This is a genomic window from Cysteiniphilum halobium (assembly GCF_003574425.1).
Lineage (GTDB): Bacteria > Pseudomonadota > Gammaproteobacteria > Francisellales > Francisellaceae > Caedibacter > Caedibacter halobius.
The window spans coordinates 1-4,202 of the sequence record NZ_QLIU01000018.1 but is presented as its reverse complement, the minus strand read 5'-3'; the positions used below and the strand labels follow the sequence as shown (position 1 = coordinate 4,202).

Genomic DNA, 4,202 nt, shown 5'->3' with positions numbered 1-4,202 from the left:
GGCAGGGATTGCATTTGATGTTAAAGCAAATATGGACTTTAGAGACCCAGATAAGTTGGTTACACTTTGTGGAGACGGTAAAATCTCCAAAGAGAAAGCCAATAGTCAATTAAATAAAATCTATTATGGTCAATCTAATATTTCTGCTTTGGGTAATTATCTTGATGTAAGCAGAACGTGGGATGACCAGGGAATGCTTTCAATGGGTTTGAGCGAGAATCCTGATATGAGTAGACCTAATGGAATGGCTTGGCAGAGTATTGTTCAACAGCTACAAATAGAAATTGACTATAGAATGTCATACCCTCTTGAACAGGGACGTGCTGTTGAAGTTCCTTCAACAATAGAAGGAGAATCAAATCATAAGGTTCTCAACCCCGATGTAGGAGTACAGAATGCGGGAATGATAGAGAATTATCAAGTTAATAAAATCAGTACTTTGCAGAAAATAAGCAATTTTCTAAATCATACTACCAGCTGGAGAGATTATTTTAATAATAAGCTCAGAGCAAAATATCTTAATCAATAGCCCTCTTGCCCCACTAGAAAAGGGTTAAGTGTATAAATCCAACATTGTGATAGACTATTCATTTTACTGTAGCAGCTTACAGCTAATATATTTTCTATCATCCTAAGCGAATCTGACATCAATAAAAAACCTCTGTTTGTTGAAGATATCTGAGCTCTCCTCATCATTATTTTACATTTAATTTACAATATGTGATCAGATTCAATACATCCTAACCAGTATTCTATCAATCACTTACAGTTTACCGTTAATGCATATTTTATTTATCAATCAATTAAAGGAGAAATAACCAATGAAAAAAGCAGTCAAAGGTATCACAACATTTGTTAGTATAGGGCTAAGCCTCTCAGCATATGCTGACACTATTAAGGCAACAGAAGTCGGTGTCATGCAATATAACCAGGATAATGTATATCTATATAAAGTTCAGCTAACCCCAGATTCCAAATATATCCTGGATACAAAAGAACTTTCTAGTAGAAATGGGCTTATATATAATATTGAAAACCAAGGGTACTTCACGCCATCAACTGGCTTTACTGAAATATCTACTGATACGTTTTCCCATCAACCAGAACCTAATCCTTCTACGATTTACTTTAGTAGTACAAAAGAGTTATCTACATTGAACTTTAAAGCTTTTCTAGCGAACTATAATGTTGTCGACAGCCAGAAACTGCCAGAAGATATGATAGAACAGCAATCCGTTTCAGTGGAGAATATTAGCTCAATATCAGACGCACAATATCAAGATTACAAACACATTCAAATAAAGCTTCAGTCTCAACTACCTACTCGATCAAACCATAGTGTATCTGATGAATCTCAGGTAAATACTTATGCCAATGGCGTTTATGGACAACCAATATATCTTGTCATCTCCAGAGATGATGGTCATTCCATAACACAAGGTGATATTGATTTTGTCAAGCAGCATGTTGTGATGACAAATGGCACAGCTAATCTCATCAGCTCTCGGATGAACACACTGACAAACAGTGAGCGTGATATTGACAGCGCTGCTGTGTATGATGCTAATGATGTAAATCATTCTTCACTGAGCCAGACATATGGAGATACAGTTATACTTGGCAGTAATTTTTTAAGTTACATACTGTATCTATCTGAAAATAGTGATTTAAGTGCGATACAGGCAAATGTATATTTTTCTGTTACTGATGGTGACGCAAAAGGTTTACACGCTATTTCTTCAAATACACTTAGCCTTAATAAGGCTGACGATGATTCACAGTTGTTCTTTTCAAGCCCCGATCGCACAAGCCCTCCTGTAAATTCAAAAACTGGAGACCTTACTTTAAAAACAACTTGGAACACAAATAGTATCGGTACACATGCTAACTTTAAATCATCTCCAGAAAAACTTTATCCATATTTCATCAATGGACTCTACTCAATTGGAGATAATAAAAATATCAGTTTGTCTGGTGAGTATTTCCTTCAAAGTGATGCTGCTTATGGACCATTGCAGTCATTTTACTGTGATCCATCTCAGGTAGTAAACATAAACATAAATGGTCACACCAACCCTGTATTCTGCCAAGTACCCCAGTTTGGTTTCATGTCAAAGTTTGATTCAAACGGACAGATTATAACAAATGATGGTTATTCACTTATTCAGAAAGCAGCTTATGTTGACAAGCTTAAACTATATGCATCCACTTCAAGTATGTATGGTACTCAGCTAGGTCAAGTACTCAGCGATAACAACAACTGGAAGCAATTTGAAATACCTGTCACTCCGGAGAGTAATTATCGCTTTATTAATTATGCAATTCATAATAATAGTGGCATTGATTATCACTTTAATAACTATAGGCAACTAGGACATTCTGATCAAGATGCACTTTCAGCTGATCAGACAACGCAAGGCATATATGATGCTTTTGAAGATGATTTCTATATTGCTCGCGATGCGACTGCACCTGATGTATCTTTATGGTTGGCAACATCCAACTTTATAAATGATCATTTTGTGAAACGTTATCCAACCATTGACTATCAACTATCAGATGATAGTACACCATCAAGTTTTTACCTTGATGGCTATTTACCTAATGGATTATTAAACTTGTCGTCAACCACACCTATTTTCTCAGCAACACTCCCTGAGAAAGTAGCACCTGTAGATGATCAAGGGTTAAGCAGTCGCATACTTTTGGTGATGATGCCATCCTTGTTCCCAGATAACAAACTCTCAACACTACTGCATTTCTCTAAGGATATTCCAAAGTCACAATATATTGCGAACTCATTAGATGCTGATGGACAAAAAAGAACAGATATATTCAAACCTGAATCAAATGCCTATATGGCAAGTTCGCTGGGTTCAATGATCTCTTTTAATGGTTCCAGTGTCTACGTGCCATTAGACTGGTCATAAACTGACACTTAACAAGATTAAATCAATTTAATTCAAATAATTTGGAGATATAACATGAATAAATTCAATTTTTTACCACTGATAATATTACTAGGGTTAGGCACTGCAGCACACGCTGATTTTGAATATTACTCTAATATTGATAACACCGCATATACTGAACAAGCAACCGACAATAATAACAAATACCCTATTATTATCTTTTCCAACCCAAATGATGCGCCGTTAGATGCCAAAATTAAAAATCTGAAAAGCGATGGAACAGATGTCCATTTTTTCCCAACAGCTGGTCACAGTTTTGACGGTGATGCAGATGGCAGAGCTTCTAATCATGATATTGCCGGTGACTTATGCTCATTAAGTTGTCATGATTTACTTGTTCATCTACCAGCACATGGTGCTTGTTATATCCCATACTCAGCTGAAGATGGTGATGCAAAAATAAATATGACAATATTAAATGATATGAATGATCCAACTGTTGGAATGACACTTGGTTATCAGCAGCAAAAGTCATTTTACTTTGACAGCTATCATGGCGGTTACAGGTCTGGTGGCAATGCTGCAATATATGATAGATACTCAGGCTCTAATCCTGAAGCGGGATCAAGCGGTTCAGAAGATAGCAAACGATATGGATATATTTCATACACAACTAGTGATTCAGATGACGACAGTGTATTTGATGATATCTTTCATCAAGATCATGATGACTGGTCTGAATCTCATCATCATGACAATAACAATATGTATGGAAGAGCTGTTTTTATGGTATACACCAATGGTACAAACGAAGACTCATCTATGAACGATTTAATCAGAAAGGGAAAGAATAACGGTATTACACCATTTGTATCTGGAAATCAAGATATCATGCCATGCACATTTACCAAGGGTAATGGCACTGAAGGAATCAATAAGAATGACTCCGGTAGCGATGATTGGATGAATATGTTTCAAAAGGCACAATTAGGTGGAATGGCCAGCTGTGTTTCAAAAGATGTGTATTAGTATAAGTTGTATTTATTACCACTTTACTGCTACATGATCTGAGTTTTCCGTACATATCTTCCTTGCTTATCGGTATCTCATTAACTTTATTGCAAGATTAATCAACATGGTGACATAGCAGCTGCAATTGCTTGCATCATACAAAAATAAAATCCAAACACTTTAAAGGAGTATTTTAACAGACAATACAAACTGTTATCCAAACTCTTTTAAGGTTAAAAAACAAAACAAAGGTTAGAATCATGAAAAAAACATATCTTA

Annotated in this window: 3 protein-coding genes; all 3 read left to right on the top strand. The window is 35.8% G+C overall.

Going from position 1 to position 4,202, the window contains the following annotated elements; all coding sequences use genetic code 11:
• Positions 1-529: hypothetical protein (locus tag DNK85_RS04615; protein WP_162896526.1), on the top strand; the 529-nt coding region annotated here is incomplete at its 5' end.
• A 292-nt stretch (positions 530-821) separates the two neighbouring features.
• Positions 822-2,930 carry a hypothetical protein gene (locus DNK85_RS04610; RefSeq protein ID WP_119328403.1) on the top strand — a complete coding sequence of 703 codons (2,109 nt, stop codon included), beginning with the start codon at positions 822-824 and terminating at the stop codon, positions 2,928-2,930.
• A 54-nt stretch (positions 2,931-2,984) separates the two neighbouring features.
• Positions 2,985-3,941 (top strand): hypothetical protein, encoded by a 957-nt coding sequence (locus tag DNK85_RS04605; protein ID WP_119328402.1) that lies wholly within the window; start codon positions 2,985-2,987, stop codon positions 3,939-3,941.
• Positions 3,942-4,202 lie beyond the last annotated feature (261 nt).

Excerpts from the sequence above, each read along its gene's own strand:
- DNK85_RS04610 (WP_119328403.1), top strand. The coding sequence starts at position 822 with ATGAAAAAAGCAGTCAAAGGTATCACAACATTTGTTAGTATAGGGCTA.
- DNK85_RS04605 (WP_119328402.1), top strand. The coding sequence starts at position 2,985 with ATGAATAAATTCAATTTTTTACCACTGATAATATTACTAGGGTTAGGC.